We start from the raw sequence: 7,476 nt of genomic DNA, 5'->3' as shown, positions 1-7,476 counted from the left end.
GTGAAACTGAGTTTCCCATTTATTCATTTATCATTGCTTTAATTTATAAGATTTTTGGAGGAGTTTCAGAGTTTTGGGGAAGATATTTTTCAATTCTTTGTTTTTTAGTAGCTCTCTATTTTTTATATCAATTAATTGTGAAAATTTTAGATCAACAAACCGCTTCTTGGTCTTGTTTATTTTTCGTTATTTTACCTTTAAATGTTTATTATAGTAGAACATTTCAACCAGAGTCGATGTTATTGATGTGTTCAGTTATCGGTATCTATTATTTTATTAATTGGCTGGATTTTGAAAAACAACAAGATTTAATTTTATCAGGTAGCTTTGTCGCCTTGGCTTGTCTCATCAAAGTTTTACCAATCATATACTTAGGAATACCAATTTTTTACCTAGCATGGGCTAAATATAACATCAGAGTTTTTTATCAAATATCTCTATGGATTTATAGCATTTTGATATTAATATCTGTCGCTGCTTGGTATTACCACGCCCATCAATTATTTTTAGACTATGGCAATACTTTTGGTTTTTGGTCGGGTTCAACTAATAGGTATAACTATAATATTGTACTGAGTTGGCGTTTTTGGACAGAAATATTTTTTAGGACTGTTGTGAGGCATTTTGCCATTTTTGGTTTTCCCATATTTTTGTTGGGTTTGTTCATTACTAGAAAAACTAGACAAGAGTATGTATTAGATATTTGGCTAATTTCAGTAATATTAACTTGGGTTTTAGTACCTATTACAAGTTTAGTTCATGAATATTATCAACTTCAATTTATGCTTCCAGCAGTGATATTCATGGGTAAAGCTTGTAGTTATTATTTGGAACAAGCTGCTGGACAATTTAATTATAAGAAAGCAATATTAGGGTGTTTATGTCTAACTGTGGCTGCTGGTTCTGTTATTTATACTGTTGATTATATGTTTAAAGAAAGAACAGACAAATCGGCTGTTTTTCAATTGGCACAGCAAGTCAAAGCAAATACTAAATCGGAATCGCTGATAATTGCTACTACTGCAAGCGACCCGACATTGCTTTATTTATCACATCGAAAAGGATGGTTAATTAACCACAATGATGTCACAGAAGAATTTATTTTATCTAAAGCTAAATTAGGAGCTAAATATTTAGTCGGAAGTTTTAATTTTATTGAGAGTTATAATTTGTTTGTGGATGACAACCAAAAGCAAAAAATCCAAATTTTTCTCAATAAATATCCCAATGTTTTGAAAGATGAGAAGAATTTTATTGCGGAATTACCGTAATGACAAAAGAGTATCTTGGTTAAGGAATTTGCCAATTCAACTACTTCTTGTGGGGTGGACATCTTGTGTGCCCTTGTTTACAGGCGGGCGAGACGCTCACCCCACAAAATTAAGTAATTAATTTCTTGGAAGCCCTGAGAGCTTATTTATCAGATTTATTGATTGCATTCAGAATTCTGATTGCTGAACTTTCACTAAATAATTTGTCAATATTTCAGCTAACACCTGTACGTGGGGTTCGTGGAGTAAAGAAAGGTGAGAACCAGGAATATAATGTATGTCTAATCCCCCGGCAACTATGTCACCCCAACCAAATTGCGGATCGTATTGTACACCTATACCTTCACCTCGGTTCTTGTCTTCAGTCCGTAATAAGATAGCTCCACCGGGATAAATTGGATAAGTATAGCGGCTAATAGCTTGAGTATTAATTTCTATACTTTTTAAATGTTTGTCAGTTTCAGGTAAATCAAGTTTGGCTTCCAAGTAACGTTTATATGTATTTTGGAGACGAGATTTATTCCAATAGCTCCATCGGAGAATCTTTTGCCAAAGATAGCCAACTCCTTGCTCAATAACGTTATTTAAATGCAAGAAAATGCGTTTGAAAAATGGCGATCGCCAACTATAACCAGGGCGACAACTATCAATGATAATTAAAATACCAATTTCTTCGCCTTTTTCGCGAAGTTGTCGAGCCATCTCAAAGGCAACTGCACCGCCAAAGGAATAACCGCCGAGAAAATAAGGGCCCTGGGGTTGAACAATTTTAATTTCTTGAATGTAGTGTGCGGCCATATCTTCAACGCTGGTATGGAAAGGATGTTTTACATCTAGTCCCTGTGGTTGTAGTCCGTAAAATGGTTGTTCAAAACCCAAATTTTTTGCCAATTCACGGAAACACAAAACTTCTCCACCCAGTCCGTGAACGCAGAAAAAAGGCGGTTTGGAACCATTGGGTTGAATTTCCACCAAGGATGACCAAGTAGCTGTTGATTTGTTTTTTACTGAAGTTTGATTTGTGGCTAAATTTTCTTCTTCGCAGATGATTTTGGCTAAAGCCTCTACAGTACTTGACTGGAAAAGAGTCGCAAGGGGTAGATTTTGATTAAATGTCTTCTCAATTTGCCAAAATAATTTGACTGCCAGTAGAGAATGCCCTCCTAATTCAAAGAAGTTATCTTGAATGCCGATGGGTTTGACGCCTAAAAGTTGTTGCCAAATTTCTGTTAGCTGGCGTTCCACTTCATTGCGGGGAGCAACAAAAGTTCCTTCTGGCTGTTGTCTTGATAAGTCCGGTGCAGGTAAGGCGCGGCGGTTTACCTTGCCGTTGGGGGTTAAAGGCATGGTCTCCAGCAAGACAAAAGCTGAAGGTAACATGTACTGTGGCAGCTTGGTGGAGAGAAAGCGGCGAATTTCACTGACTGTGGCTACTGAATCCTGATTTAGGATTGTGTAAGCTACTAAACGCACATCTCCTGGAATATCTTCACGGGCAATGACCACAGTTTGGAGTACATCTGGGTGTTGAGCTAACACCGTCTCAATTTCCCCTGGCTCAATGCGTATGCCACGGATTTTCACTTGATGATCTTTGCGGCCGAGGATTTCTAAAGAACCATCTGGACGATAGCAACCGCGATCGCCTGTATAATAAAGCCAATCTTGTTCGTCATTGCCAAAGAAATTTTTCACAAACCGAGAACGGTTTTCTTGCTGGGCATTGATGTAACCCAAACTCCGGAATGGAGTTCTAATCACTATTTCCCCTGGTTCTCCAATGCCGCACAGTTGATGATTTGGTGTGAAAACTAGCGCTTGGGTTTCTGGCAATGGCGTTCCTACTGGCTGTACTCCTGGGGTACATTCAACAGGTACTCGATAATAACACTTGGCTAAAGTTGTCTCTGTGGGGCCGTAGAGATTGACAATTTCCCCTGATTCTGGAAAAGCATCGCGCCACCGAAGTACAAGTGTTTCCTTGAGAGGTTCCCCAGCAAAAAATAACCAGCGTAAGTTACGGAGAAAAACTCCTGATGGTACATTTGCTAACCAAGATTGTGCCAAGGAAGGAACTGTGTGCAATACAGAAATTTCCTCGGCTTCTAAGTAAGGCAAAATTTTAGTCGGTTCTAAGTTATCGCCTTCCTCTGGCAAACACAAAGTTGCACCACTAATCAAAGGTAAGAAAATATCCCTGAGGACGACATCAAAGGAAAGACCAGTCAATTGGGCAACCCGGTCTTGCTGACCAATTTTAAATGTCTGGCGCTGCCAGTTGAGAAAATGCGCCATTCCTTTGTGACACCCCAACACGCCCTTGGGTACACCGGTAGTGCCGGAAGTAAAGAAAATATAAGCTGCATCGTCACCAGTGATTTGTGGCAAATTTACGCTTTGAGTACTGCCTTGGGGTGAATTGAGAATTGCTCCTGTATCTGGATTTACACGGATACTAATTAAAGATTCAGTTATGCCTTTGTCTTCTTGGATCTGATTATCTATATATAGTATGTATTTGGCCTTAGCTTCTTTGAGCATCAGTTGGTGGCGTTGGCTAGGCAATTTCGCATCGAGTGTCAACAGCACACCACCGCTTAAAAGCACAGCTGTCATACTTGCAATCAACCCAAAGCTGCGCGTCCCAAACACCGCCACCACATCTCCCCGCTGGAGTCCTTGGGATAATAAAGCCCCAGCTATACCTTGAGCTATTTTCCCCAATTGTCCGTAGTTCCAAGTCCGAGAACCTTGACGAAGTGCGGAATGTTCTGGCACAGAATTTACCCAAGAGGTAAACATTGTTGTTACCAGTTCGTACTCTGGTTCAGGTAACGCTGCTGTTGGTTCTGGCAGTAAAAATCGCGCTTTTGGTGTCACCAGAGAATACAAACTAATCTGATTTTCTGGAGCCGCAACAATTTGATTCAATAAATGATGGAATTGATGCAGCATTTCCATCATCCGCTCTGGGGTAAACAAATCGGTGTTGTAAACTAAATCAAGTTTGATTCCCTGGTTTTGTTCTGTAACATACAAAGTCAAGTCAAACTTGGAACCTGTTTCTAACATTGGGATTGGTTCTACAGCCACCCCTGGTATTTTCAGTTGGATGTCCCTCAAGTTGAGCATATTAAACCACACTTGAAACAGTGGGTTGCGGCTGGTATCCCGTTCTGGTTGCAGTTCTTCCACCAGTTTCTCGAAGGGCATATCTTGATGGGCATAAGCACCCAAGGCCATGTCCCGGACTCGACTCAACACCGAACGAAAACTAGGGTCGCCGGAAAAATCAGTCCGTAAAACCACAGTGTTAATGAAAAATCCAATCAGCCCTTCAACTTCAGAACGGTTACGTCCAGCAATGGGAGAACCAATGAGAATATCTTCTTGCCCAGAGTAGCGATGCAGTATTGTTCCAAAGGCCGCCAGCAAGGTCATAAATAAGGTGACGCCTTCCTGACGCGACAGTTCTGTGAGGGATGCACTCAAACTTTGGGGTAGCATTAATGACTCGGCCGCCCCTTGGTAAGTTTGCACTGGTGGCCGCGGTCGGTCAGTGGGCAATTCCAGTACAGTATTAGCACCTGCTAACTGGGTTTTCCAGTAGTTTGTTTGCTTGGACAAGACTCCACCAGACAACCATTGATGCTGCCAAGCAGCAAAATCGGCATATTGAATGGGTAATTTTCCTAAGACAGAAGGCTTACCATTTAAAAAAGCTTCATAAAGCGCTGCTAACTGCTGCCAGAGGATACCCATTGACCAACCATCTGAGGCAATGTGGTGCATGACTAACAAAAGTATCTGCTCGTGTTCGTTTATTTGCAGCAAGCTAGCCCGCAGCATCAAATCAGATTCTAAGTTGAAGGGGGGTTGCGCTTCTTGAGTCAGGAGATATTTTGCTTGCTCCTGCGTGACTTTAATTACCTTGAGTTCCACTGACCGGGGTGCCCTAATTAGTTGTATGGGGCTACCGTCGGGTGATTTAATAAAGTTTGTTCGCAGTGCTTCGTGGTGAACAACGATGGCATCTAAGGCCTGTTGCAATACACCCAAGTTTAATTCGCCTGTTAAGCGTTGTGCATCTGCAATAATATATGCCCTGCTGTTGGGTTCCAACTGCTCTAAAAACCAGACTCGTTGCTGGGCAAAGGATAAGGGCGCTGCTTCTCGGTTGGCAATTGGGGGAATGGCCTGATTTTCGGGATGATTTTCTGGAATTTGGTTTTGAGCAATGGCTTGAGCTAAATTAGCGATCGTGGGATTTTCAAACAAAACTTGCAACGGTATTTCTATGCCGAAGGCTTGGCGAACCCTAGACATCACTTGCGTAGCCAGCAGTGAATGGCCTCCCAATTCAAAAAAGTTGTTGTGGATGCCTACTTGTTGCAAACGCAGAACTTTTGCCCAAATGCTTGCTAAGACTTCTTCTGTGGGGTTTTGGGGAGGGACAAAGTTACTTGAAAGATTCAGGTCGGATATATCAGGTGCAGGCAAAGCCCGACGGTCTATTTTCCCATTGGGGTTTAATGGCAAGGTATCTAAAAATACGAAGTAAGCGGGCACCATGTATTCTGGTAGCCGACTTTGCAAAAACTGGCGGATTTCAACCTGAGTGGGCGTTTTCCCTGGCTTAGCAACTATGTATGCCACCAACCGCTTATCGCCAGGAATATCTTCTCTAGCCATCACTAAAGTCTGCGCCAGCGCCGGATGTTGGCCCAGTACAGCTTCAATTTCTCCCAATTCAATCCGGAAACCCCGTATTTTCACTTGGTGGTCAATGCGACCAACAAACTCGACATTACCATCGCTGTTGTAACGTGCCAAGTCCCCAGTTTTGTAAAGGCGTGCCCCTTCTTCAGAGCTAAAAGGATCGATAATAAACTTTTCTTGAGTTAATTCTGGACGGTTCAAATAGCCCCGTGCTAAACCAATACCGCCTATATGTAGTTCACCTGACTCGCCATCAGGCACTGGCTGTAAATTTTCATCGAGGATGTAAATCTGGGCATTGGTAATGGGGCGACCAATGGGAGCAATGGTGTAATTACTGCCCCGTTGGCAAGTCCAGAATGTGGTATCAATGGAAGCTTCTGTGGGGCCGTAACAATTGTGTAAAACATTGTCCAAATTTAATTTGGCAAAAAATCGCTCTATGAGTTCTACGGGTAAAGCTTCACCACCACAGGTTACGTGTCTGAGAAGTCGGCAATTTTCAATTCCTTTTTCTTCCAATAAAACACGCAGTACTGAAGGTACTAAGGCGATGACAGTAATTTGCTGTTGGGCGATCGCTTTGATAAGATAGCCAGCATCTTGATGTCCCCCAGGACGAGGTATAATTAATTGCCCTCCAAAGCACAACGGCCAGAATATCTGCCACACTGAAGGGTCAAAACTAAAAGAAATGGTGAGTAAAACTTTGTCTGTCTGAGTTAATCTAAAGGTTGTTTGCCGCCAGTGTAATTGATTGCAAATTCCTCGGTGAGGAATCATTACACCCTTGGGCTGTCCTGTAGAACCAGATGTGTAAATTACGTAAATTAAATTATCAAGGATCGTCTGATTTTCAGGATTTTCTTCGTTATTTTGGCTGTTTTCTTGCCAAAACAAGTCTAGACAAATGACTTGCGCCTGATGCGGTGGTAAATCCTTGAGTAATTTTTCTTGGGTTAACAACACTGGTGTTTGTGTATCTTCCAAGATGAAAGCTAAGCGCTCTTTTGGATATGACGGGTCTAAAGGCACATAAGCGCCTCCAGCTTTGAGAATTCCCAACAGCCCCACAATCATCTCTAAGGAGCGCTCTAAACATATACCCACAAGTACTTCTGGCCCAACGCCTAAAGTACGTAGATGGTGTGCTAGTTGGTTTGCTCGTTGGTTTAACTGCTGATATGTAAGTTGTGTATTTTCAAATACTACAGCAATTGCTTGGGGCGATCGCTCTACTTGCATTTCAAAAATTTGATGGATACACAAGTTACCAGCAATTGTCTGGGTATCACTACATTCCTGTAGAACTTCTGTGTGAAAAATTTTAGTTAAGTTATCTAACGAAATATTTCCTTTGCCTTCTGAACTATAACTGTCTATTTGCATTTTCTATATATCAATAACTTACGAAAGTCTTTAGTTAAATTTGTGTTGTTACTACAGGCAAAGTCCCCATTGATTTAATAATAATCACCATATATTG

At 41.5% G+C, this 7,476-nt stretch carries 2 protein-coding genes; one reads left to right on the top strand and one right to left on the bottom strand.

What is annotated here, in order from left to right; all coding sequences use genetic code 11:
• The coding region (locus GNE10_RS29545) for a glycosyltransferase family 39 protein (protein WP_185569283.1) at positions 1 to 1,271 on the top strand (1,271 nt) is incomplete at its 5' end.
• Between the two features lie 168 nt (positions 1,272 to 1,439).
• Here the strand turns inward: GNE10_RS29545 and GNE10_RS29540 are convergent.
• On the bottom strand, positions 1,440 to 7,379 hold the full coding sequence (locus GNE10_RS29540; RefSeq protein WP_185569281.1) for a non-ribosomal peptide synthetase: 5,940 nt from the start codon (positions 7,377 to 7,379) through the stop codon (positions 1,440 to 1,442).
• Between the last annotated feature and the right edge of the window lie 97 nt (positions 7,380 to 7,476).

The organism is Nostoc sp. 2RC (genome assembly GCF_014222165.1).
Classification (GTDB): Bacteria; Cyanobacteriota; Cyanobacteriia; order Cyanobacteriales; family Nostocaceae; genus Nostoc; species Nostoc linckia.
This window is presented reverse-complemented; position numbering and strand designations above follow the sequence as displayed.

Bases quoted from the DNA above. Each gene is read 5' to 3' on its own strand.
- GNE10_RS29540 (WP_185569281.1), bottom strand. From the start codon at position 7,379: ATGCAAATAGACAGTTATAGTTCAGAAGGCAAAGGAAATATTTCGTTA.